This window comes from Streptomyces sp. NTD91, from assembly GCF_059510455.1.
Window position 1 is genome coordinate 14540 of record NZ_JCAJZW010000046.1, and the last position, 21108, is coordinate 35647.

Consider the following 21108-nt stretch of genomic DNA (forward strand, 5'->3'; position numbering starts at 1 on the left):
CCGGGGTGTCCCCGGAGTGACGGAACTCCGCGTCCCGCTTCGCTCGTCATCGTCTTCCGTACGGCCGTCACGGGACGGCGGGAACGGAACCGGTCATCCCCTAGGGTCGACAAGAGCACGGGGGAACGACGGTGTGTGCACGGCAGGCAGTGAGGCAGACGGTATGGCGCAGCAGGCGTACATGACGGAGACGGCAGGCGGCGGCTCGGGGCCCGAGCGACCGGGAACCCGGCTTCGGCGCCTGCTGCATCGGCTGCTCGCCGGCTGGCGGGACGATCCACGCATCTGGCGCCGCGGCGTCGTCCTGGCAGCGCTGGCCGTGATCCTCGCCCTGGTCATGCTGCTGCACTCGCGCATCCCGAACCGGGTGGGCAACCTCGGCAGTCTCACCGAGACGTTCCTGCCGTGGCTGGGCCTCGCCGTCCCGGTGCTGCTGCTCCTCGGCCTGCTGCGCCGGTCGGCGACGGCGCTGGTCGCCGTGCTCCTCCCGGCCGTCGTGTGGCTCAACCTCTTCGGCGGGCTGCTCACCGACAAGACCGGCGCCGGCGGCGACCTGATGGTGGCGACCCACAACGTCAACGCCGAGAACCCCGACCCCACCGGCACCGCCCGCCAGGTGGCCGCCTCGGGCGCGGACGTCCTGGCCCTGGAGGAGGTCCCCGCCGCCGCCGTACCCGTCTACGAGAAGGCGCTCGCGCCGACCTACCGGTACCACGCGGTCGAGGGCACGGTCGGCCTGTGGAGCAAGTACCCGATGAGCGACGTGCGGTCGGTCGACATCAAGCTCGGCTGGAAGCGCGCGATGCGGGCCACCCTCGCCACCCCCGAGGGCCCGGTGGCGGTGTACGTCGCCCACATGCCCTCGGTGCGGGTGAAGGTGGAGGCCGGGTTCACCGCCCGGCAGCGCGACACGAGCGCCGACGCGCTGGGGGAGGCCATCGCGGCCGAACCGCTCAAGCGGGTGATCCTGCTCGGCGACCTGAACGGCACGATGAACGACCGTTCGCTCAACGCGGTCACCTCGCAGATGCGCTCCACCCAGGGCGCGGCGGGCAGCGGCTTCGGGTTCAGCTGGCCGGCGTCGTTCCCGATGGCGCGGATCGACCAGATCATGGTCAGGGGCGTGGAGCCGGAGAGCTCCTGGACCCTGCCGCGCACCGGCAGCGACCACCTTCCGGTGGCTGCGCGTGTGAAGCTCGACACGTCGTCGTAACCCCGTGGAATACTGGGCCTGTGAGACTTTGTTCCGCAGCTGAACATAGCAGTACGGAACATCGCCCCCCTTGACCTCGAAAGGCACAGGCCCTCCATGCCCCTGGCCCTGCTCGCTCTGGCCGTCGGCGCTTTCGGAATAGGCACGACCGAGTTCGTGATGATGGGCCTGCTGCCCGACGTCGCGGACGACCTGCACATCTCCATCCCCACCGCCGGGCACCTGGTCTCGGCGTACGCGCTGGGCGTGGTGGTCGGCGCCCCGCTGCTCGCCGCGCTCACCGCGCGCATGTCCCGCCGCACGGTGCTGATCGCCCTGATGGCGCTGTTCGTCGCGGGCAACGCCCTCTCGGCGTTCGCCCCCGGCAACGACGCGCTGCTGGCCGCCCGCTTCCTCAGCGGCCTGCCGCACGGCGCCTTCTTCGGCGTGGGCGCGGTCGTCGCCACGGCGATGGTCCCGCCGGAGCGCAAGGCGCGCTCGGTGTCGTTGATGTTCCTGGGCTTGACGGTCGCCAACGTCGCGGGCGTGCCGGTGGCGACCCTCGTCGGCCAGCACCTGGGCTGGCGCGCCACCTTCCTGGGCGTGAGCGCGATCGGCCTGGCGGCGATCGCGTCGCTGGCGCTGCTCGTTCCGCGTGACGGGGGGCGCACGGCGGCGCCGACGGGCCTGCGCCACGAACTGGCCGCGCTGAAGTCCCTGCCGGTCTGGCTGGCCCTCGGTACGACGGTGGCGGGCTTCGGCGCGCTCTTCGCGGCGTACAGCTATGTGACCCCGATGCTGACGCGGTCGGCGGGGTACGCGGAGACGAACGTGACGCTGCTCCTGGCCCTGTTCGGCGTGGGCGCGACGGCGGGCAACCTCCTGGGCGGCCGCCTGGCGGACCACTCCCTGCGCGGCACCCTGTTCGGCGGCCTGACGTCGCTGGGACTCGTGCTCCTGCTGTTTCCGCTGCTGATGAGGGCGCAGTGGAGTGCGGCACTGGCTGTGGCCCTGCTGGGGACGGCGGCGTTCGTCACGGGCTCGCCGCTCCAGCTGATGGTGATGGACAAGGCGGCCGCGGCCCCGTCGCTGGCCTCCTCCGCCAACCAGGCTGCCTTCAACCTGGCGAACGCCGGAGGCGCGTGGATCGGCGGCCTCGCCCTGGCGGCGGGCCTCGGCACGACGTCCCCCGCGCCGGCCGGCGCGATGCTGGCGGTGCTGGGGCTGGGCGTGGCGAGCGTGGCGTGGGCGGTGGACCGGCGCCGGGTGACCCCGTCGGCAGGGCGGATCGTCACGGCCCACCTTCCCGAGGGGTCGGGGGCGTTGCGCCACTGAGTGCGCTGTGCCCATCCGACTCGGTCGGCTGGAAGGTGAGCCGAGGGGGCGGCTGCTGCCGGGGCGGCTTGCGAGTTGCCGTGGGGCGGAGCCCGGACCGGTGCCGGGCCCCGCGGGTGCTGGGCGGGATGCCGTCGGCCATGGGACCGGCACCGGTCGGGCCCCCACTTTCCCGGGCGGCCCTACGGCGACTCGGCAGACCGCAGTTCGCACCACACCGTCTTCCTGTCCGGCCACTGCTCCACGCCCCACCGCTCGGCGAGCGCGTCGAGCAGTGCCAGCCCTCGCCCTGATTCCCCGGTCTCCGTTGCGGGCAGCCGGACAGGCAGGGCGCGCGGAGCGGGGTCGGTCACCTCGATGCGGACACGGCCGCGATCCGCCGCCGTAGCCATGACGCGTACGGTCACCGGGGTGCCTTCGCCGACATGGTCGATGACGTTCGTCAGTAACTCGGTTGCGACCAGGAGCACTTCGTATTCGTGTTCGCGGAGCTGGTCGCGCAGCTCCGGCGCGGCCTTCGCCGTGGCGAGCAAGCGGAGTTCGAGTGCCGTCCTCACTGACCCGCCGTCTTCCTGAGCGCGGCGGCCAGCGCCCGCGCCGTGGCCGTGTTGCAGTTCCCGAGCGTGACGAGTCCGCCGGGCCGGCCGTACCCACCCGCGAGGCTCGGCAGGTCCACACGGAGGGACGGGAGCGTGATGCCGTGCAGGGCGAGGGCGGACCGGAGGTCCTCCACGCAGAGGGTCACGTCGTAGGCGGTGGGGGAGTGGTCGGGCATGGGGTGAGCAGCCTTCTGTGCGGTCTGTGACGAACGCCTCACAGACTGTCGCCCCGGTGGCTACCGTAAAAGAGGTTTCGCGTTCGCGACCGGGGCAGCGAAAGGTGAGCGATGGCACGGCGCAAGGACATCGACGGCTCGATGAGCGTCCCCACCTTCTACGGCAAGGAGTTGCGGTGGAAGAGGGAGGCGGCGGGTCTGTCCCTGGAGGCGTTTCTCGAGGGCAGCTTCTACGGCAAGACCTACCTCAGCGACATCGAGCGCGGGGAGCGGAGAATGCCGCTCGACCTGGCCCGGCATGCGGACCGGGTCCTGAGGACGGACGGGTTCTTCGAGCGGCATTGCGAGGATGTGCGGAGGGCGCGGAGGGGGCCGCATGCCGCCTACTTCGAGAAGGTCCTGGAGGCCGAGAGGTTCGCGGAGTCCATCGAGGAGTGGTGCCCCATCGCGTTCCCCGGGCTGCTCCAGACAGCGCCGTATGCGCGGGAGCTGGTCAGGTCGGCGCACCCGGCGGCCTCCGACGAGTGGGTCGAGGCGAAGGTGACGGCCCGGCTCGGTCGTGCCCGCCTGTTCGAGGAGGACCACTCCACCCCGGAGTACTGGGCGGTCCTGCACGAGTCGTTGGTAACCGAACCGCTTCTGTCTCCCCAGGACATGACCGCGCAGCTTGACCACATCGTGGAGCTGGCCGACCGGCGCCGGATCACTCCGCAGATCATTCCGCGGAAGTGCCGCACGTACCCGCTTATGGCCGCCTCCATCATGGTGATGACTTTCCCGGACGCCCCGCCGCTGATCTACACCGAGGCGTCCTACAGCGGCGACACCATCGATGATCCGGCCCTCGTGAAGCAGTACCGCAAGGCATACGATCGGCTCAGGGCCGTCGCGCTGTCACCAGACACGTCCCTCGCCATGATCAAGGCCGCGGCAGAGGATTACCGAAATGGCAAGCACCCGGATCGACTTGAGTGACGCTCTCTGGTTCAAGAGCAGCTACAGCAACGGTGACGGCGGCAACTGTGTCGAAGTGGGCGCCGGCGTCTCCGGCGTCATCACCGTCCGCGACTCAAAAGTGCCCGGCAGCCCCACCCTCCTCATCCCTCCCACCGCCTGGACCCCCTTCATCACCTCACTCAAGTCCGAGTAACGCAAAGGGGGCCCGGAGTCTCGGCGACCCCGGGCCCCCTTCCGCTCAGCGGAGCGTCACCGCTTCTTCGCGTACGACTGGACGTACCCGTTCGCCGGGGAGCCGACGCCCGTGACGTCGTCGTAGCCCTTCACCGCGGACAGGGAGCTGTCCTTGCCCAGGCTGCGGACCGAGGTCAGCAGGCCGTTGGCGGCGTCGTAGCCGTTGGCGAAGTCGATGCGGGCGACCGCCAGGCCGGAGCCCGTCGGGTTGTCCGTGACGTCGTGGAAGACGCCGTGCTTGCCGTACTTGGCGTAGATCGTCGGGTTGGCGAAGCCGATCGCCTTGCCGCCGCGCGCCTCCTGGGCCAGCGCCTGGACCGCCGCGATGACCGGAGCGGCGAGCGAGGTGCCGCCGATGCGGTACTGGCTGTACTGCTGGGACCCGTCCGGGAAGGTCTGGGTCTGGCCGACCAGGAAGCCGGTGTTCGGGTCGGCGATGGCCGCGATGTCCGGGACCACGCGGTTGCCGTCGGCGCTGTTGGCCTTGGCGAGCGCGTCCGGGACGACGCCCTTCTGGTAGTACGGCTCGGCGACCGTCTTGCTGGTGCCGCCGCCCGCGCCCGAGGTGAAGGCGCCGGGGAAGTTGGTCCAGCTCTTGCCGTCGGCCGACAGGGTCGCCTTCTCGGTGCCCCAGCCGGTCTCCCACTCGTACGTGTTCCCCTTGCCCACGGCCAGGGACGTACCGCCGACCGCCGTCACCCAGGCGGAGTTGGCCGGGGTGTCGACCTGCTTCGTACCGGTGTGGGCGACCTCGTCGCCGTTGTCACCGGAGGAGAAGTAGAAGCCGATGCCCTGCACCGCGCCCAGCTGGAAGACCTGGTCGTAGGCGGCCGCGAGGTCCGGGGTCTGGCTGGCCTCGATGTCGCCCCAGGAGTTGGAGACGATGTCCGCCAGGTGGTTGTCGACGACCTTGCTGAGCGAGTCCAGCAGGTCGTCGTCGTAGCAGGAGGCCGCGCCGACGTACGTGACGTCGGCGTGCGGGGCGACGGCGTGCACGGCCTCGACGTCGAGGGTCTCCTCGCCGTACCAGCCGGCCGCGCCGCACTCCTTGGTCTTGGTGTAGTTCTTCGGCAGCGCCTGGTGCAGCTGGCTGGTCTTCCAGGCCGCGTCGCCGTTCTTCACCGCGTACGTGCCGGCGTCGTAGGCGATCGTCGGGGAGGCGTACGCGTCCGTGATGGCGACGCGGACACCCTTGCCGGTGTAGGCGCCGGCGCCGTAGGCGGCGCGCAGCTGCTTGCCGGTGTAGCCCTTGATGGCGTACGGGATCTTCTGGCCGTACGCGTCCGGAAGCGTGCTCGCGATGTTCGAGCCGTAGTACGAGGAGAACGGCCCGGCGTTCTTGAACACGGCGTCCGGCGGCGGCAGCTGGTCGTCGTGGTTCGCCTTGTGCGGAGCGCTGTCCAGACCGGTGACGGTCAGGACGGCGCCCTTCAGGCTTTCCGGGACGGTGGCCGTCTGCGCGGGGGCGCGGTAAGTCGCCGAGCCCTTCGCGTAGTTGTGCAGCTGGGTGCCGAACGCCTTCTCCGCGGCGGCCACGTCACCGGAGACGGCGACGTAGTGCTGGGTGACCTCGGTGACCTCAAGACCGGCCGACGTCAGCCAGGACTTGACGGCGGCCACCTGGGCCTTGGTGGCCCCGAAGGCGGCCTGCGCCTTCTTGGCGCTCAGGTACTTGCCGTACAGCGGTGAGCTGGGGTCGGACACGGCCTTGGCGTAGGCGGCGAGGCCCGCCGCGTCCTTGCCGGCCAGGTAGACCCGGGCGTTCACCTTGGCGCTGTCGGACGTCGCGCCCTTGTCCGCCCTGGCCGTGGCCCACAGCGGCTTGGTGCCCTTCAGTGCCTCACGGGCGGGGCTGTCCGCGGCGTGTGCCGCGGGTATGCCCAGCGCCAGCGCGCCGGCGACCATGGGCAGTGTCGCTGCCATGCTCACGGCGCGCAGCTTGGCGCGGTTGGATCTCATAGAACCCCCTGCGATGCGGTTCGCATGCATGTAGTGGCTGGTGCGTCATGCGTCCGCGTGCCGGCCCGCGGCGGTTCGGCCGACCGTATGGATCACACGATGGGGGTCACTCTTTCGATGAACCGTTCATGTCAGGGGAAGGGAATGGTCAAGAGAAGCTCAAGTAACCGTCAGGTACAGTGATTTGGCCCTTTTTGTCCTCACGGGTCGATTACGAAACCGCTGTCCCGCTTTCACGAACGCGGCGCGGAGCCCCGCTCCTTGAGCATCTGCGCCATCACCTGAAGCTCCGACTGCTGTGCGTCGACCATGCCCTGCGCCAGCCGCTTCTCCACGCCGACGGTGCATTTCCGGACACACCCCTCGGCCATGTGGATCCCGCCCTTGTGGTGATCCGTCATCAACCGGAGGTAGAGGACCTCTGCCTGCTTGCCGTCCAGCGACCGGAGCCTGTTCAGCTCCGTGTTCGTCGCCATGCCCGGCATCAGTGAGCCGTCCCCGCGCTCGGGCATGCCGCCCATGCCCATCCAGGCCATCGGCGGCTTCGCCGACACCTTCGGCAGGCCCCACAGGTCCAGCCAGCCCAGCAGCATGCCGCGCTGGTTGGCCTGCGTCTGCGCGATGTCGTAGGCCAGCCGCCGCACCTCGGGATTCCTCGTGCGGTCCCGGACGATGTACGACATCTCCACGGCCTGCTGGTGGTGCACGGCCATGTCCCGGGCGAACCCGGCGTCCGCCGACTCCGCGCCCGGCACCTTCGGGGCCGAGCCGCCCAGGTCCTCGGCGACCGCATAGGTGACGGCGCCGGCCGCGACGAGCACCGCCGCCGCGGCTCCGGCGATCCAGCCGACGTGCCGCCGCCTCACTACATCGCCCCGCTGGTGCAGGCGGCGCCCGGCTCCGGGGTCTGCGGGCCCTGGACGTAGGCGGCGAAGAACTTGTCCACCTCGGGGTCCGACGCACTCCTGACGGTCACCTGGTGGCCCCACGCCGACAGGATCAGCGGCGCCGCCTGGTTCTCGTACGGACTCATCAGCGAGTACGGCGTCTTCTTCACCTTCGCCGCGAGCGCGTCGACGTCCGCCTTGCGCGCCTTGCTGGTGTACGTCACCCAGACCGCGCCGTGCTCCAACGAGTGCACGGCGTTCTCGTCCTGCAGCGGCTTGGTGTAGACGGTGCCGTCGCAGGTCGCCCAGACCGGGTTGTGGTTGCCGCCGACGGGCGGGTGCATCGGGTACGACACCTTGGTCTGCACGTGCGTCCGGGTCAGTTTGCCGGACCAGGTCTTCACCCCGTCCTTGCCGGTGATCCAGTGCCCGGCGTCCCCGGAACTCCCGGCGGGCTTGGAGTCGCTCACGGTGTCCTTCTTCTTCCCGGACTGGGAGTTCACGAGGACCACACCGCCGACGACGAGGCCGGCGACGACCACCACGCTCGCGGCGATGGTGACCACGCGGTTGCGGCGCTCGCGCGCACGCTCGGCGCGACGCATCTCCTCGATGCGCGCCTTGCGCGTCGCGTCGGTGTTCTTGGCGGAACCCATGAGGTGTCCTTCTGGGGAAAGAGACGGCAACGGGAAGGGTGGGGCCCGCTGATCGTAGTGGGGAAGGAGCCCACTTCCGCAGACAGGACGCAAGCAAAGAGTGACCGGGAGAAAATTTGAACGAAGGATGCGCATTACCTAGGCTCGTGGTATGCGGCTCCTGCGCTCCACCGACCTGGCCCTGCGCGTCCTGATGCGACTGGCCGTGGCCGGCGACGCCCCGACGCCCACCACCCGCCAGGTCGCCGAGGACATGGACGTGCCCTATACGCACGCCGCGAAGGTCGTCGCCGAACTCCAGCACCTGGGTCTGGTCGACACCAGGCGCGGCAGGCGCGGCGGTCTGGCGCTGACCGAGAAGGGCCGCACGGCCTCGGTCGGCGCCGTGGTCCGCACCTTCGAGGGCGAGGGGGACGTCGTCGACTGCGAGGGCACGGCGGGTACGGCCCCCTGCCCCCTGAGCGCCGGCTGCCGCCTGCGGGGTGCGCTGCGCCGGGCCCAGGAGGCGTTCTACGCGGCGCTGGACCCGGTCACCGTGTCGGACATCGTCACCGCCCCGACGGGACCGCTGCTGCTGGGCATCTCCCGGGGGCCGCAGGGCGGTTGACGGTTCCCGGCGCATCGCGTTCATCGACGGGGTCGGGGTGCGCGCGTGGGAGGGGAACCGGGGGACGGGCGACGAACGGTGGAACGAGTTCGTCGGGGGGTTCGAGAAGAGCCGGGGGCGCACCAGCCGGTCGCGGCTGGACCCGGGGCCGCCGCACGGCGACCGCGACGCCGGGGACCGATGGCGACGGCCGTCGCCGGCGCCGTGGCCGTGGCCGTGGAGGCGGGGACGGGGGCGGCCTCCCGGCCGCGTGCGGCGCACCGCACGCGGCACGAGACGGCGGCCGCAACGGCGGGGCGCGCGTCGGCCGTACCCGCCGAGCGGGCCGACACCCTTGGCGAGGTCGCCCTCGGCGGCGACGGGGACGGGCACCGGGGGCCAGGCGTTCCCCGCACACGTCGGCGGCTGCACCGAGGTCACACGGTCGGGCGGCCCGCACTGCGCGGGTTCCGGCATGGTCGGTCCGGACCTGACCGCGCTGGTCGAGCGGAGCAGGGGCTGCCGCGGCGTGATCGGGGCCCTCTCCAAGGACACGTCCGGCAACCGGTGCACGAGCGTCGCGTTCGGCATGAAGGACCCGGCCGACGTCGTCCACACGGTCGCCCAGCCGGCCCCGCACCCCACGGACCACGAGATGGGTGGGCGGACGCCGCCCGCTGGATCCCGTCCGCGCACGCTGCCTGCTGACAGCGGGCTGGTGCAGTCCTTCGCCGCTCACGCCGGGCTGCTGCCGGTCGGCGCGGCCCCGTGGCCGTACGGCCGTGGCGCCGACCACCGGGCCCTGGTCGACGGGCGGTCACCGCGCATGAACAAGGTGACCGAGGTGGCCGGCGGGCGCGACCCGACCGGCCGACCGGTCAGCTGCCCTGCCGGGCCAGCCACAGGTCCGGGCCGAACACCTCGTAGTGGATGTCGGCCGGGGCCACACCCCTCTCGATCAGCTGGCCGCGCACCGCGCGCATGAACGCCAGCGGTCCGCACAGGTACGCGCGCGTGCCGGCCGGTACGGCGATGTCGGCGAGGTCGACGAGGCCGGTGCGGGTGCCCGGCTCGGCGTCCTGTTCGTAGAAGAAGTGCACGGACGCCTCGGCGAGCTTTCCGGCGTACGTCTCGTGGTCGGTGCGCAGGGCGTGGTCGGCGGGGGAGCGGTCGCCGTGGACCACGGTGACCGCAGAGGCGTGGCCGCTCGCCGCGAGGTCGGCCAGCATCGCGACCATCGGGGTCACACCGATGCCGGCCGAGGCCAGCAGCAGGGGCGTTTCGGCGTCGGCGTCCAGGACGAGGTCGCCGTACGGCTCGGACAGGTCCAGGACGTCGCCGGCCCGCACGTGCGCGTGGAGGTGGTTCGAGACCTCGCCGTCGGGGGTGGCGTCGTCACCCTGCAAGCGCTTGACGCTGAACTGGCGGAGCGTCTCGCCGGGTGCGCCGGACAGGCTGTACTGCCGGATCTGGCGGGCGCCGTCGGGCAGCTCGACCTGGACGGAGACGTACTGTCCGGCGCGGAAGTCGCGGACCGGGCCGCCGTCGGCCGGGCGCAGCCGGAACGTGACCACGTCCGCGGTCTCCTGGACGCGCTCCACGACCTCCCAGGGCCGGCTCCCGGAGCTGCCGCTCTCCTCGTACAGCCGCTTCTCGATCGCCATGAGCGCGTTCGCCATCAGCCAGTAGACGTCGGTCCAGGCGGCGGCGACCTCGGGGGTGACGGCGTCGCCGAGGACCTCGGCGATGGCGGCGAAGAGGTGCTCGTGGACGATCGGGTAGTGCTCGGGGGCCACGCCCAGGGAGGCGTGCTTGTGGGCGATGCGGCCGAGCATCGCGTCGGGCCGCTGGTCGGGGTGTTCCAGCAGGTGCGTGGCGAACGCGGCGATCGAACCGGCGAGGGCCTGCTTCTGGGCGCCGGAGGCCTGGTTGCCGCGATTGAACAGGTTCCGCAGCAGGTCGGGGTGGGCGGCGAAGAGCCGGGCGTAGAAGCGCTCGGTGATGTCGCCGATGGCCGCGCCGACGGCGGGAAGGGTGGCGCGGACGGTGGCTGCGGACTGCTCGGTCAGCATCGGAACTCCTTGCTACTCGACTGATCAGTACGCTAAGAAAAGTTGCATCCTCGATGCAAATTAAACGGGCGTGGTATCCCTCACTCCGCGAACCGGACTGCTCGTGCCGGATGCGGATCGCCCATTACGGATGTCGGTCCGAGCAGGCAAGATGGGCGACACGGCAGTACATCCGCCGTACGAGAGGCGTTCAGGCCGAGGACGCGTCCGCGATCAAGGTCCGCAACGCGCACGAAACGGTGTTGTGGTGGGATGCTCAGGAGCCGACCGCCTCCCGAGGGACCGAGGACAGGCGGCCTGACCAGCAAGGATGGGGAATCGGAAGATGGACAAGCAGCAGGAGTTCGTGCTCCGGACGTTGGAGGAGCGCGACATCCGGTTCGTACGCCTGTGGTTCACGGACGTGCTGGGCTTCCTGAAGTCCGTCGCCGTGGCCCCCGCCGAGCTGGAGCAGGCCTTCGACGAGGGCATCGGCTTCGACGGCTCGGCCATCGAGGGCTTCGCCCGGGTCTACGAGTCCGACATGATCGCCAAGCCGGACCCGTCCACCTTCCAGGTCCTGCCCTGGCGCGCGGAGACTCCCGGCACCGCCCGCATGTTCTGCGACATCCTCATGCCGGACGGCTCCCCGTCCTTCGCCGACCCCCGGTACGTGCTGAAGCGCGCCCTGGCCCGCACCTCCGACCTGGGCTTCACCTTCTACACCCACCCCGAGATCGAGTTCTTCCTGCTGAAGGACAAGCCGCTGGACGGCTCCCGCCCCACCCCGGCGGACAACTCGGGCTACTTCGACCACACCCCGACCAACGTCGGGATGGACTTCCGCCGCCAGGCGATCACCATGCTGGAGTCGATGGGCATCTCGGTGGAGTTCTCCCACCACGAGGGCGCGCCCGGCCAGCAGGAGATCGACCTGCGCTACGCCGACGCCCTGTCCACGGCCGACAACATCATGACGTTCCGCCTGGTCATGAAGCAGGTCGCGCTCGAGCAGGGGGTGCAGGCGACCTTCATGCCGAAGCCCTTCTCCGAGCACCCCGGCTCCGGCATGCACACCCACCTGTCCCTCTTCGAGGGCGACCGCAACGCGTTCTACGAATCGGGCGCCGAGTACCAGCTCTCCAAGGTCGGCCGCTCCTTCATCGCGGGTCTGCTGCGGCACGCGGCGGAGATCTCCGCGGTCACCAACCAGTGGGTGAACTCCTACAAGCGCATCTGGGGCGGCTCCGAGCGCACGGCCGGCGCGGGCGGCGAGGCCCCGTCGTACATCTGCTGGGGCCACAACAACCGCAGCGCCCTGGTCCGCGTCCCGATGTACAAGCCCGGCAAGACCGGCTCCGCGCGCGTGGAGGTCCGCTCCCTGGACTCGGGCGCGAATCCCTACCTGGCCTACGCCGTCCTCCTGGCCGCCGGCCTGAAGGGCATCGAGGAGGGCTACGAGCTCCCGCCGGGCGCCGAGGACGACGTCTGGGCCCTGTCCAACGCCGAGCGCCGCGCGATGGGCATCGAGCCGCTCCCGCAGAACCTCGGCGAGGCGCTGACCCTCATGGAGGGCAGCGACCTGGTCGCCGAGACCCTCGGCGAACACGTCTTCGACTTCTTCCTGCGCAACAAGCGCCAGGAATGGGAGGAGTACCGCTCGGAGGTCACGGCGTTCGAGCTGAAGAAGAACCTGCCGGTGCTGTAGGCGCGGGTCAGGACAGGTTTTCCGTCGAAGAGGCGGCGGGGCCGGCGGTCGCGGACCGGTGGCCCCGCCGCCTCTCGTACGCTCCGGGCCCTCTGCGGGCCACCGCTTCGAGCCGTCGGCGCTCGCCGGACGCGCCTCAAGGGGCGACCGGCTTCTTGAAGCGCTCGGTCTCGTCCCGCACGAGCAGGGAGAGCAGGGAGGCCACGGAGAGGCCGGCCTCCGCCGGATGGCGCAGCACCTTGTCCGGCTCGATGCGGTAGGTGTTCGTGCGCCCGTCCCGGGTGTGGGAGAGGTAACCGTCCTGCTCGAGATCGGAGATGATGCGCTGGACGGCACGCTCCGTGAGTCTGCAGCGGGCAGCGATGTCGCGGATCCGGACGTTCGGGTTGTCGGCGATGGCTGCCAGTACGCGCGCGTGGTTGGTGATGAACGTCCATCCGGTGTGAGGTTCGGGCACTCCAACCATGCCCTGCATTTTAGGGGACGCCATTGCAGGAACCTAGATACATGACATAGATTTCAGGTATTCGCTGACATCTTCCCGTGATGAAGAGCCATGGAAGGAGCCCGAAGGTGTCCTGGGACGAGGCCGTCATGCCAAGGCTCATGAGCAACACAGGCGGGAAGCACGGCTCGGACCTGGCCGGCCGGTCCGACCCGGGAGCTGCGTCGACCCAGTACGCGTGGCGCGGTGCCTGGGTCGTCGTCGCTCGCGGCTCCTACGACATGCAGTCGGTGCCGCCCCTGGCGGACGCACTGGAAGCCGCCGTCAGGAACCATCCGAAGGTGGTCCTGGACGCCTCCGGCATTGTCTTCGCGGACTCGTCGCTTCTCAATCTGCTGATCCTCACCCACCAGACGGGCACCCTGCGGGTGGCCGCGCCGACACCGCAGCTTCAGCGGTTGCTCGCGATCACCGGAGCCGACACCGTCCTGGAGATCCGGGAGACCGTGGACGACGCCGCCGTCTCCTGAGTCCCGCTGAAGTGCGCGCTCGGGCACGGGTACGCCGGTGGGACCGCGGCCGGCGCGATCCGCCGGGGCCTTCTTGGACCGTCCGCCGGGACCCGGTGCAGGCCGGCGCCGTGGCGGGACCCGCTCCTTGGAGGCGATGCGGCTGCCGTCGGGGCAGCGGGACGGGCATGCGACGCTCTCGCGCACGGTGGTCACCGTGCACAGGCAGGTCGACGTCGCCGGTGAGGAGCGGACGGACGCCGGGTACTCCCGCTCCCATGACAGCGAGGATCCTCGTGGGCACCTGCGGCTGGACCGACCGCGCACTCCTGACGAGCGGCTGGTACCCGCCCGGCCACCGCGGCCCGGAAGGCCGCCTGCGCCACTACGCGGCCCGCTTCCCCGTCGTGGAGGCCGACTCCCCGTACTACGCCCTCCCCGGGCCCCGCACCACGCGCCTCTGGGCGGACCGCACCCCACCGGGCTTCCGCTTCGACGTCAAGGCCTTCTCCCTCCTCACCGGCCACCCCACCCGCCCCGCCGCCCTGCCCCGGGACTTACGCGACCGCCCCCGCGACGAGGGCCTCCTCGGGGAGGTCTGGACCCGCTACGCCGAGGCCATGACCCCCCTCCGCGACGCCGGCCGCCTCGGCACCCTCCTCTTCCAGTACCCGCCGGGCCTCGCCCCCGGCCCGGAGGCCGAGGCCTTCATCCGCGCCGCCAGGGAACGTGCCCGGGACTGGCCCTTCGCCGTGGAGTTCCGCAACCGCGCCTGGTGGCGCAGCGACCGTACGGCCGCCCTCCTGCGGGACCTCGACGCCACAGCCGTGGCCGTGGACGCCCCCGGCCTCCCCCCGGCGGCCCCCGTCACCACACCCCGCCTGGCCCTGGTCCGCTTCCACGGCTGCAGCCCGCACTGGGGCACCGGCAGCAAGGAGGACCGCTTCCGGCACACCTACACCACCCCGGAACTCACCGAGTGGCTCCCCCGCATCCGATCCCTGGCAGCGGCCACCGCGGAGGTCCACGCCCTGTTCAACAACTGCTGCGGCGACGCGGCGCCGAAGGCGGCGCAAGCCCTGCGCGACCTGCTGGGCCCGACGGTGCCGCGACCGCGCACGGCGGACGGGGGACGTGCCGCCCCCCAAGCCCCCCGGCCCCCCTCCGGCTAGGCTCTGGCCAGGACGACCGCATCGAGGGGAGGCCGCGGACATGACGCCGGGGCGCAGAAGCACCACCTTCACCCGCCTGCTCCGACACGGCTTCACCGACCCCTCCGCGGCGGAGCGCCTCCTCGACGGTCCGGAACTCGCCCCCGTCCGCAACGACCCCGTCCTCCTGGAAGCCCTCGGCGCCACCGCCGACCCCGACCTCGCCCTGCACGGCCTGGTCCGCCTCCTGGAGGCCCAGGCGAGCTCTACGGCCCACCGGGAACTGCTGGACACCCTCATCGCGGCCAAGCCCCTGCGCGACCGCCTCCTCGGCGTCCTCGGCGCGTCCGCCGCCCTCGCCGACCACCTGGCCCGCCACCCGGCCGACTGGCACGCCCTGGTCACCTACGAACCGCAGGACCTGCACCCGGGCGTCGCCGAGTTCGAGCGCGGCCTGGCCGAGGCCGCCGACCCCGTCACCCTCCGCGTCGCCTACCGCCGTTGCCTGCTCTCCATCGCCGCCCGCGACGTGTGCGGCACCACCGGCGTCGCCGAGACGGCCGCCGAACTCGCCGACCTCGCCACCGCCACCCTGCGCGCGGCGCTCTCCCTCGCCCGGGCGCAGGCCCCGGAGGATGCCGCGGCCTGCCGCCTCGCGGTGATCGCGATGGGCAAGTGCGGCGGCCACGAGCTGAACTACGTCTCCGACGTGGACGTGATCTTCGTGGCCGAGGCGGCCGAGGGCACCCCCGAGAGCAAGGCCCTCACCTCCGCCACCCGCCTCGCCTCCCACCTCATGCGGATCTGCTCCGAGACCACCGTGGAGGGCTCCATCTGGCCGGTGGACGCCAACCTCCGCCCCGAGGGCCGCAACGGCCCCCTGGTCCGCACCCTCTCCTCCCACCTCGCCTACTACCAGCGCTGGGCGAAGACCTGGGAGTTCCAGGCCCTCCTCAAGGCCCGCCCGGTGGCGGGGGACGCCGACCTCGGCCAGGCCTACGTGGACGCGCTGGAACCGCTGGTCTGGAAGGCGGCCGAGCGCGAGAACTTCGTGGCCGACGTGCAGAAGATGCGCCGCCGCGTCGTCGAGAACATCCCCGCCGCCGAGATCGAACGCGAACTGAAACTGGGCCCCGGCGGCCTGCGTGACGTCGAATTCGCCGTGCAGCTCCTGCAGTTGGTGCACGGCCGCACCGACCCCGCCCTGCGCAGCGGCACCACCCTCGACGCCCTCAAGGCGCTGGCCGCCGGAGGCTACGTGGGCCGCGACGACGCCGCCCGCCTGGACGAGGCGTACCGCTTCCTGCGCTCGATGGAGCACCGCATCCAGCTCTACCGCCTGCGCCGCACCCACCTCGTGCCCGTGGCGGAGGAGGACCAGCGGCGCCTGGGCCGCTCACTGGGCCTGCGCACGGACCCGGTGGCCGAGCTGAACCGCGAGTGGAAGCGGCACACGGGGGTCGTACGCAGGCTGCACGAGAAGCTCTTCTACCGGCCGCTCCTCGACGCGGTGGCCCAGCTCGCCCCGGGCGAGGCCCGCCTGAGCCCCGAGGCGGCCCGCGAGCGCCTGGTCGCCCTCGGCTACGCGGACCCGGCGGCCGCCCTGCGCCACCTGGAGGCCCTGGCCTCCGGCGTGACCCGCAAGGCGGCGATCCAGCGCACCCTGCTCCCGGTCCTCCTCGGCTGGTTCGCGGACTCGGCGGACCCGGACGCGGGTCTGCTGAACTTCCGCAAGGTCTCCGACGCGCTCGGCAAGACCCCCTGGTACCTGCGCCTGCTGCGGGACGAGGGCGCCGCGGCCGAGAACCTGGCCCGCGTGCTGTCGGCGGGGCGTCTCGCCCCCGACCTGCTCATGCGCGCCCCCGAGGCGGTGGCCCTGCTCGGCGACGGCGACGGCGGCGGCCTCGCATCGCGCGGGCGCGCCGCCCTGGAGCAGGAGATCCTGGCCGCCGTCGGCCGCGCGGAGAACGCCGAGCAGGGCGTCACCGCCGCTCGCGGCGTCCGCCGGCGCGAGCTGTTCCGCACGGCCGCCGGCGACATCGTCGGTTCCTACGGCACCGAGACGAGCCCCGCCGAGGCCGACCAGGGCGCCCTGGTGGACCGGGTCGGAGCGGCCGTCTCCGACCTCACCGCCGCCACCCTCGCGGGCACCCTGCGCGCGGTGGTCCGCGACGGCTGGGGCGACACGCTGCCCACCCGGTTCGCGATCATAGGGATGGGCCGGTTCGGCGGTCACGAGCTGGGCTACGGCTCGGACGCGGATGTCGTCTTCGTGCACGAGCCGCAGGACGGCGTGGACGAGCACGAGGCGTCCGCCGCCGCGAACAAGGTCGTCGCCGAGATGCGCCGCCTGCTGGCGCTGCCCAGCGCCGACCCGCCGCTGCTCATCGACGCCGACCTGCGCCCGGAGGGCAAGTCGGGCCCGCTGGTGCGCACCCTGAAGTCGTACGAGGCGTACTACCGCCGCTGGTCCCTGGTCTGGGAGTCCCAGGCGCTGCTGCGGGCCGAGCCGGTCGCCGGGGACGAGGAACTGGGCCGTCGTTTCATCGAGCTGATCGACCCCCTGCGCTATCCGCGGGGCGGCCTCGGCGAGGACTCCGTGCGCGAGATCCGCCGGCTGAAGGCCCGGATGGAGTCCGAGCGCCTGCCGCGCGGCGCCGACCCCAAGCTGCACACCAAGCTGGGTCCGGGCGGGCTGTCCGACGTCGAGTGGACCGTCCAGCTGTTCCAGCTCAGGCACGGCTGGGAGCAGTCCGGTCTGCGCACCACCCGGACCCGCGACGCGCTGGCCGCCTCCCGTGCGGCCGGGCTGCTGTCCGCCGAGGAGGCGGAGATCCTGGACGAGGCCTGGGTACTGGCGACGCGGGTGCGCAACGCGGTGATGCTGGTGCGCGGCCGGGCCGGGGACACCTTCCCCACCGAGCCCCGCGAGCTGGCCGCCGTGGGCCGCTACCTGGGCCACGGCGAGGGGCACGCCGGGGACATGCTGGACGCGTACCGCCGCACCGCCCGCAGGGCCCGCACGGTGGTGGAGGAGCTGTTCTACGCGGACTGAGCCGAAGGCACCGGCTCGGCTCCCCGGGCCGGCGCCCGCCTCGGCAGGGCGTACGGCAGCGCCCCGAACCAGACCCGCGCCACGGTGAAACCGAAGGCCAGGCACAGCACGCCGCCCACCGCGTCCAGCCAGAAATGGTTGGCCGTGGACACGATGACCAGCAGGGTGGCCGCCGGGTAGAGCAGGCCCAGCACGCGTACCCACGGCACGGACGCCAGCGCGAAGACGGTCAGCCCGCACCACAGCGACCAGCCGATGTGCATGGAGGGCATCGCGGCGTACTGGTTCGACATGTCCTTCAGGTCGCCGGAGGCCATCGAGCCCCAGGTGTGGTGGACCATCACGGTGTCCACGAAGTGCCCGCCACGCATCAGCCGCGGCGGCGCCAGCGGGAACAGGTAGTAACCGAGCAGTGCCGCACCGGTCGTGGCGAACAGCACCAGACGGGCCGCCGAGTAGCGGCCGGGATGCCACCGGTACAGCCACACCAGCACCCCGATCGTGATGACGAAGTGCAGGGTGGCGTAGTAGTAGTTCAGCCCGATGATCAGCCAAGTCATCGAGTTCATGCCGTGGTTGACGGACTGCTCGACGGCGATACCCAGATGGTGCTCGGCGCGCCACACCCAGTCGGCGTTCCGCAGCGCCTTGCCCTTCTGCTCCGGGACGGCGTTGCGAATCAGTGAGTACGTCCAGTAACTCACCGCGATCAGAAGGATTTCGAACCAGAGCCGGGGGCGCCGCGGGCGTCGCAGCCGGCCGGCGGAACCGCGCGCGTCCCGCTCGTCCTCATCCGTGACGGTCCGCGGAACGGCCACCTCCTCGCGACCTTCCGACTGCGTCACGGTCGAGTCACTCATGGGCATCAAGTCTGCCAGACAAGGCTCCTTCGACCGATCATCCCAAGGTCGGGTCCGCCACGCACCTTCTACGACGTACGGACGACATGGGGTGCGGAAGCGGTCGAACCGCGCACCACCAGCTCCGGCATGAACACGAACTCGCTGTGCGGCGCGGGCGTGCCACCGATCTCCTCCAGCAACGTGCGCACCGCGGCCTGTCCCATCGCCGGCACCGGCTTGCGGACCGTGGTCAGCGGCGGGTCGGTGAAGGCGATCAGCGGGGAGTCGTCGAAGCCGACCACCGACACGTCCCGGGGCACCTCCAGGCCCCGCTGCCGGGCCGCCCGTATGGCACCGAGCGCCATCATGTCGCTGGCGCACACCACGGCCGTGCAGTCGCGGTCGATCAGCGCGGTCGCGGCGGCCTGGCCGCCCTCCAGCGTGTACAGCGAGTGCTGGATCAGCTCGGTCTCGACCGACTCGGCAGTGATCCCCAACTGGTCCTGCACGGCCCGCACGAAGCCCTCGATCTTGCGCTGCACCGGCACGAACCGCTTCGGCCCGAGGGCGAGCCCGATCCGGGTGTGCCCGAGCGACACCAGATGGGTCACCGCGAGCGTCATCGCGGCCCGGTCGTCGGGGGAGATGAACGGCGCCTGCACCTTCGGCGAGAACCCGTCCACCAGCACGTACGGCACGCCCTGCCCCCGCAGCCGTTCGTAGCGGGACATGTCCGCAGTGGTGTCCGCGTGCAGCCCGGAGACGTAGATGATCCCGGCGACCCCGCGGTCCACCAGCATCTCGGTCAACTCGTCCTCGGTCGACCCGCCCGGGGTCTGCGTGGCGAGCACCGGCGTGTAGCCCTGGCGGGTCAGCGCCTGGCCGATGACCTGGGCCAGGGCCGGGAATATCGGGTTCTCCAGCTCGGGGGTGATCAGCCCGACCAGGCCCTCGCTGCGCTGCCGCAGCCGCACCGGGCGCTCGTAGCCCAGCACGTCCAAAGCGGCCAGCACGGACTGGCGGGTGGTGTCGGCGACGCCCGGCTTCCCGTTCAGGACCCGGCTGACGGTCGCTTCGCTCACCCCCGCCTGCGCAGCGATGTCGGCAAGCCGTGTGGTCACGGCACTGGACTGTACCGGTCGTACGTCGCCTTGCACACCGACGGGACGCCGGATACGAGCGGCCGGACGGCTCGCCCTGGGTTGCTGCCTCATCGGGCTCCCTCGAAGTGGATGGTGGCAAGAGCTTGCAGAGTCTTGCACAAGTCTCCGTCGACCGCTGAGCGGTAACGACAGGGTAACCATCGTGTTCCCTTGCACTTTTTTTCTGCAAGGTCTTTCGCAACGCTTACAACGCTGTTACGTTCCTGGTCGCCCGGCGGCCGCAACGGCGCAGTCGGCAAGACGGCAGGGACGGCGGACGGGACCGCCCTGCATCACGGGCTTTAACCCTCAAGGAGAACTCATGCGGCGTGGCATAGCGGCCTCCGCGCTGGTGGCGTCCCTCGCCCTCGCGGCGACGGCCTGCGGCAGCGGGAGCGACAGCGGCAGCGGTAAGTCGGACGGCCCGGTCACCATCACCTGGTGGGACACCTCCAACGCCACGAACGAGGCGCCGACGTACAAGGCCCTGGTCCAGAAGTTCGAGGCCGCCAACAAGAACATCAAGGTCAAGTACGTCAACGTGCCCTTCGACCAGGCGCAGAACAAGTTCGACACCGCGGCCGGCTCCAAGGGAGCCCCGGACGTGCTGCGCTCCGAGGTCGGCTGGACCCCGGCATTCGCGAAGAAGGGCTACTTCCTGCCGCTCGACGGCACCGAGGCCCTCGCCGACCAGGCCAAGTTCCAGCCCAGCCTGATCAAGCAGGCCCAGTACCAGGGCAAGACCTACGGCGTGCCGCTGGTCACCGACACCCTCGCGCTGGTCTACAACAAGGCCCTGTTCAAGAAGGCCGGCATCACCGAGGCGCCCAGGACCTGGGACGAGCTGAAGTCCGACGCCGCCAAGGTCCAGGCCAAGACCGGCCAGTACGGCTACTGGGGCTCCACCCAGGCCTACTACGCGCAGACCTTCCTCTACGGCGAGGGCACCGACACGGTCGACGCGACGGCCAAGAAGATCACCGTCGACTCGCCGGCCGCGAAGAAGGCCTACGCCACCTGGCTGAGCACCTTCTCCGGCAAGGGCCTGCACAAGGCGGACACCACCGCCGACGCCTACGCCCACATCCAGGACGCGTTCGTCAACGGCAAGGTCGCCGCGATCATCCAGGGCCCCTGGGAGATCACGAACTTCTACAAGGGCAGCGCCTTCCAGGACAAGTCCAACCTGGGCATCGCCACCGTCCCGGCCGGTTCCACCGGCAAGGCGGGCGCCCCGACCGGCGGCCACAACCTCGCGGTGTACGCCGGCTCGGACAAGGCCCACCAGCAGGCGGCGCTGAAGTTCGTGAAGTTCATGACCTCGGCCTCCTCCCAGGAGACCATCGCCCTGAAGAACTCCACCCTGCCGACCCGCTCGGACGCCTACACGGCGCAGGTCAAGGCCGACCCGGGCATTGCCGGCTACCAGTCCGTGCTGCCCGCCGCCCAGCCCCGCCCGGCGCTGCCCGAGTACAGCTCCCTGTGGGGTCCGCTCGACACCGAGCTGCCGAAGATCGCCGGCGGCAAGGAGTCGCTGGACCAGGGCCTGAGCAACGCCCAGGCCGCCATCGCGAAGCTGGTGCCCGACTTCAGCAAGTGACGCCCGGGTGGCCGCCGGATCCTC

The 21108-nt window shown here is 71.3% G+C and carries 19 protein-coding genes; 10 read left to right on the top strand and 9 right to left on the bottom strand.

Annotation, left to right across the window (positions count from 1 at the left end; all coding sequences use genetic code 11):
* The first annotated feature begins 163 nt into the window (after positions 1–163).
* Positions 164–1213, top strand: a complete 1050-nt coding sequence (locus AC5WRT_RS32310) for an endonuclease/exonuclease/phosphatase family protein (protein ID WP_496092352.1) — start codon at positions 164–166, stop codon at positions 1211–1213.
* Between the two features lie 96 nt (positions 1214–1309).
* Positions 1310–2527 (top strand): MFS transporter, encoded by a 1218-nt coding sequence (locus AC5WRT_RS32315; protein WP_496092353.1) that lies wholly within the window; start codon positions 1310–1312, stop codon positions 2525–2527.
* Between the two features lie 182 nt (positions 2528–2709).
* On the opposite strand, the gene AC5WRT_RS32320 is transcribed toward AC5WRT_RS32315, so the two are convergent.
* Both AC5WRT_RS32320 and AC5WRT_RS32325 read right to left on the bottom strand, forming a co-directional pair.
* Positions 2710–3084 (bottom strand): ATP-binding protein, encoded by a 375-nt coding sequence (locus AC5WRT_RS32320; RefSeq protein ID WP_496092354.1) that lies wholly within the window; start codon positions 3082–3084, stop codon positions 2710–2712.
* Complete coding sequence (locus AC5WRT_RS32325; RefSeq protein ID WP_496092355.1) at positions 3081–3302, bottom strand: hypothetical protein; 222 nt, start codon at positions 3300–3302, stop codon at positions 3081–3083. Before AC5WRT_RS32325 ends, AC5WRT_RS32320 begins: the two co-directional genes overlap by 4 nt.
* A 111-nt stretch (positions 3303–3413) precedes the next feature.
* Between AC5WRT_RS32325 and AC5WRT_RS32330 the strand changes: the two genes are divergently transcribed.
* Both AC5WRT_RS32330 and AC5WRT_RS32335 read left to right on the top strand, forming a co-directional pair.
* Positions 3414–4277 carry a helix-turn-helix domain-containing protein gene (locus tag AC5WRT_RS32330; protein ID WP_496092356.1) on the top strand — a complete coding sequence of 288 codons (864 nt, stop codon included), beginning with the start codon at positions 3414–3416 and terminating at the stop codon, positions 4275–4277.
* Positions 4249–4452: a DUF397 domain-containing protein gene (locus tag AC5WRT_RS32335; RefSeq protein WP_496092357.1), complete on the top strand. Its 204-nt coding sequence runs from the start codon at positions 4249–4251 to the stop codon at positions 4450–4452. Before AC5WRT_RS32330 ends, AC5WRT_RS32335 begins: the two co-directional genes overlap by 29 nt.
* A 56-nt stretch (positions 4453–4508) precedes the next feature.
* Here AC5WRT_RS32335 and AC5WRT_RS32340 read toward each other — a convergent pair whose 3' ends face one another.
* The 3 genes from AC5WRT_RS32340 to AC5WRT_RS32350 form a co-directional block, all read right to left on the bottom strand.
* On the bottom strand, positions 4509–6452 hold the full coding sequence (locus AC5WRT_RS32340) for a S53 family peptidase (protein ID WP_496092358.1): 1944 nt from the start codon (positions 6450–6452) through the stop codon (positions 4509–4511).
* Between the two features lie 233 nt (positions 6453–6685).
* Complete coding sequence (locus AC5WRT_RS32345; protein WP_496092359.1) at positions 6686–7318, bottom strand: DUF305 domain-containing protein; 633 nt, start codon at positions 7316–7318, stop codon at positions 6686–6688.
* Positions 7318–7995 carry a thioredoxin-like domain-containing protein gene (locus tag AC5WRT_RS32350; RefSeq protein WP_496092360.1) on the bottom strand — a complete coding sequence of 226 codons (678 nt, stop codon included), beginning with the start codon at positions 7993–7995 and terminating at the stop codon, positions 7318–7320. The genes AC5WRT_RS32345 and AC5WRT_RS32350 overlap by 1 nt, the downstream gene beginning before the upstream one ends.
* 151 nt (positions 7996–8146) lie before the next feature.
* Between AC5WRT_RS32350 and AC5WRT_RS32355 the strand changes: the two genes are divergently transcribed.
* Complete coding sequence (locus tag AC5WRT_RS32355; protein ID WP_496092361.1) at positions 8147–8602, top strand: RrF2 family transcriptional regulator; 456 nt, start codon at positions 8147–8149, stop codon at positions 8600–8602.
* A gap of 857 nt (positions 8603–9459) precedes the next feature.
* Here the strand turns inward: AC5WRT_RS32355 and AC5WRT_RS32360 are convergent.
* Positions 9460–10653: a globin domain-containing protein gene (locus AC5WRT_RS32360; RefSeq protein WP_496092362.1), complete on the bottom strand. Its 1194-nt coding sequence runs from the start codon at positions 10651–10653 to the stop codon at positions 9460–9462.
* Between the two features lie 325 nt (positions 10654–10978).
* Here AC5WRT_RS32360 and glnA point away from each other — a divergent pair, with 325 nt between their 5' ends.
* Positions 10979–12340: a type I glutamate--ammonia ligase gene (gene glnA, locus AC5WRT_RS32365; protein ID WP_496092363.1), complete on the top strand. Its 1362-nt coding sequence runs from the start codon at positions 10979–10981 to the stop codon at positions 12338–12340.
* Positions 12341–12476: 136 nt separating this feature from the next.
* Here glnA and AC5WRT_RS32370 read toward each other — a convergent pair whose 3' ends face one another.
* Positions 12477–12806 (bottom strand): helix-turn-helix transcriptional regulator, encoded by a 330-nt coding sequence (locus AC5WRT_RS32370; protein WP_496092364.1) that lies wholly within the window; start codon positions 12804–12806, stop codon positions 12477–12479.
* Between the two features lie 140 nt (positions 12807–12946).
* On the opposite strand from AC5WRT_RS32370, the gene AC5WRT_RS32375 reads away from it, so the two are divergent.
* The 3 genes from AC5WRT_RS32375 to AC5WRT_RS32385 all read left to right on the top strand — a co-directional run bounded on the left by AC5WRT_RS32375 (position 12947) and on the right by AC5WRT_RS32385 (position 17500).
* On the top strand, positions 12947–13315 hold the full coding sequence (locus AC5WRT_RS32375; protein WP_496092365.1) for an STAS domain-containing protein: 369 nt from the start codon (positions 12947–12949) through the stop codon (positions 13313–13315).
* A gap of 257 nt (positions 13316–13572) precedes the next feature.
* Positions 13573–14466, top strand: a complete 894-nt coding sequence (locus AC5WRT_RS32380; RefSeq protein ID WP_496092366.1) for a DUF72 domain-containing protein — start codon at positions 13573–13575, stop codon at positions 14464–14466.
* A 40-nt stretch (positions 14467–14506) separates the two neighbouring features.
* Positions 14507–17500: a bifunctional [glutamine synthetase] adenylyltransferase/[glutamine synthetase]-adenylyl-L-tyrosine phosphorylase gene (locus AC5WRT_RS32385; RefSeq protein WP_496092367.1), complete on the top strand. Its 2994-nt coding sequence runs from the start codon at positions 14507–14509 to the stop codon at positions 17498–17500.
* Here AC5WRT_RS32385 and AC5WRT_RS32390 read toward each other — a convergent pair.
* Together AC5WRT_RS32390 and AC5WRT_RS32395 are read right to left on the bottom strand one after the other, a co-directional pair.
* Entirely contained in the window at positions 17488–18360 is an 873-nt protein-coding gene (locus tag AC5WRT_RS32390) for a phosphatase PAP2 family protein (RefSeq protein WP_496092368.1), read from the bottom strand. The genes AC5WRT_RS32385 and AC5WRT_RS32390 overlap by 13 nt on opposite strands.
* 68 nt (positions 18361–18428) lie before the next feature.
* Entirely contained in the window at positions 18429–19463 is a 1035-nt protein-coding gene (locus AC5WRT_RS32395; protein ID WP_496100860.1) for a LacI family DNA-binding transcriptional regulator, read from the bottom strand.
* Between the two features lie 343 nt (positions 19464–19806).
* Here AC5WRT_RS32395 and AC5WRT_RS32400 point away from each other — a divergent pair, with 343 nt between their 5' ends.
* The gene (locus AC5WRT_RS32400; RefSeq protein WP_496092370.1) at positions 19807–21084 is read left to right on the top strand and encodes an extracellular solute-binding protein; all 1278 of its coding nucleotides are present in this window, start codon (positions 19807–19809) and stop codon (positions 21082–21084) included.
* Positions 21085–21108: the final 24 nt, after the last annotated feature.

Bases quoted from the DNA above. Each gene is read 5' to 3' on its own strand.
- AC5WRT_RS32310 (WP_496092352.1), top strand. From the start codon at position 164: ATGGCGCAGCAGGCGTACATGACGGAGACGGCAGGCGGCGGCTCGGGG.
- AC5WRT_RS32315 (WP_496092353.1), top strand. From the start codon at position 1,310: ATGCCCCTGGCCCTGCTCGCTCTGGCCGTCGGCGCTTTCGGAATAGGC.
- AC5WRT_RS32325 (WP_496092355.1), bottom strand. From the start codon at position 3,302: ATGCCCGACCACTCCCCCACCGCCTACGACGTGACCCTCTGCGTGGAG.
- AC5WRT_RS32330 (WP_496092356.1), top strand. From the start codon at position 3,414: ATGGCACGGCGCAAGGACATCGACGGCTCGATGAGCGTCCCCACCTTC.
- AC5WRT_RS32335 (WP_496092357.1), top strand. From the start codon at position 4,249: ATGGCAAGCACCCGGATCGACTTGAGTGACGCTCTCTGGTTCAAGAGC.
- AC5WRT_RS32340 (WP_496092358.1), bottom strand. From the start codon at position 6,452: ATGAGATCCAACCGCGCCAAGCTGCGCGCCGTGAGCATGGCAGCGACA.
- AC5WRT_RS32350 (WP_496092360.1), bottom strand. From the start codon at position 7,995: ATGGGTTCCGCCAAGAACACCGACGCGACGCGCAAGGCGCGCATCGAG.
- AC5WRT_RS32355 (WP_496092361.1), top strand. From the start codon at position 8,147: ATGCGGCTCCTGCGCTCCACCGACCTGGCCCTGCGCGTCCTGATGCGA.
- AC5WRT_RS32360 (WP_496092362.1), bottom strand. From the start codon at position 10,653: ATGCTGACCGAGCAGTCCGCAGCCACCGTCCGCGCCACCCTTCCCGCC.
- glnA (WP_496092363.1), top strand. From the start codon at position 10,979: ATGGACAAGCAGCAGGAGTTCGTGCTCCGGACGTTGGAGGAGCGCGAC.
- AC5WRT_RS32370 (WP_496092364.1), bottom strand. From the start codon at position 12,806: ATGGTTGGAGTGCCCGAACCTCACACCGGATGGACGTTCATCACCAAC.
- AC5WRT_RS32375 (WP_496092365.1), top strand. From the start codon at position 12,947: ATGAGCAACACAGGCGGGAAGCACGGCTCGGACCTGGCCGGCCGGTCC.
- AC5WRT_RS32380 (WP_496092366.1), top strand. From the start codon at position 13,573: ATGACAGCGAGGATCCTCGTGGGCACCTGCGGCTGGACCGACCGCGCA.
- AC5WRT_RS32385 (WP_496092367.1), top strand. From the start codon at position 14,507: ATGACGCCGGGGCGCAGAAGCACCACCTTCACCCGCCTGCTCCGACAC.
- AC5WRT_RS32390 (WP_496092368.1), bottom strand. From the start codon at position 18,360: ATGAGTGACTCGACCGTGACGCAGTCGGAAGGTCGCGAGGAGGTGGCC.
- AC5WRT_RS32400 (WP_496092370.1), top strand. From the start codon at position 19,807: ATGCGGCGTGGCATAGCGGCCTCCGCGCTGGTGGCGTCCCTCGCCCTC.